The organism is Streptomyces racemochromogenes (assembly GCF_044129415.1).
GTDB classification, from domain to species: Bacteria; Actinomycetota; Actinomycetes; order Streptomycetales; family Streptomycetaceae; genus Streptomyces; species Streptomyces racemochromogenes_A.
Map to the genome: position 1 here is coordinate 1 of NZ_JBBDHD010000306.1, position 860 is coordinate 860.

General features: G+C 68.8%; 2 protein-coding genes. Both read left to right on the forward strand.

The features are described 5' to 3' along the window. Positions 1 to 485, forward strand: a 485-nt coding sequence (locus WDV06_RS37005) for an ABC transporter substrate-binding protein (protein ID WP_395514178.1), incomplete at its 5' end; no start/stop codon positions are given. Between the two features lie 34 nt (positions 486 to 519). After that, on the forward strand, positions 520 to 860 hold a 341-nt coding region (locus tag WDV06_RS37010), incomplete at its 3' end, for an ATP-binding cassette domain-containing protein (protein WP_395514179.1).

An 860-nucleotide genomic window follows, 5' to 3' on the forward strand; every position in this document is an offset into this window, starting at 1 on the left:
CCATCGACGGCGCCTGGGTCCCCGAGCCCACCGCCTCCAAGCTCGTCTCCGACGGCGGCTCCGTCCTCCTCGACGAGGGCAGCCTGTGGCCCGGCAACAAGTTCGTGATCACGAACGTCATCGTGTCGCAGAAGTTCCTCAAGGAGCACCCGGACGTTGTCGAGGCCGTGCTGCGCGGCACGGTGAAGACCAACGAGTGGATCCACGCGAACCAGGACAAGGCCAAGGCCTCCGCGAACGCCCGGCTCCTCGCCGACACCGGCAAGGGGCTGGACCCGAAGGTCATCGACCCGGCGTGGCCGAGCATCTCGGTCACCGACGACCCGCTGGCCGCGACGCTGAAGACGCAGTCCGAGTGGGCGGTCAAGGCCAAGCTCCTGGAGAAGCCCGACCTGGCCGGCATCTACGACCTCACGCTCCTGAACAAGGTCCTCAAGGCCGCCGGCAAGCCCGAGGTCTCCGACGCCGGCCTCGGCGCCAAGTAATCCCCCAGTCCAGCAACCCCAGGAGGTGACGACCATGGCCACCACGCTCGCCAAGGCTGCCGAGGGCTCGGTAGCGGAGCAGACGCACGCCGCCCGCATCGAGCACGTCTCGAAGTCCTTCTCCGGCCCGGCCGGATCGCAGCTCGTCCTGGACGACATCAGTCTCGATGTCGCTCCCGGAGAGTTCGTCACCCTCCTGGGGGCCTCGGGGTGTGGCAAGTCCACCCTGCTGAACCTGGTCGCGGGTCTGGACAAGCCGTCCGCCGGGTCGATCGAGACCCCCGGTGGCCGTCCGGCGCTGATGTTCCAGGAGCACGCCCTGTTCCCCTGGCTGACGGCCGGGAAGAACATCGAGCTGGCGCTGCGGCTGCGCGG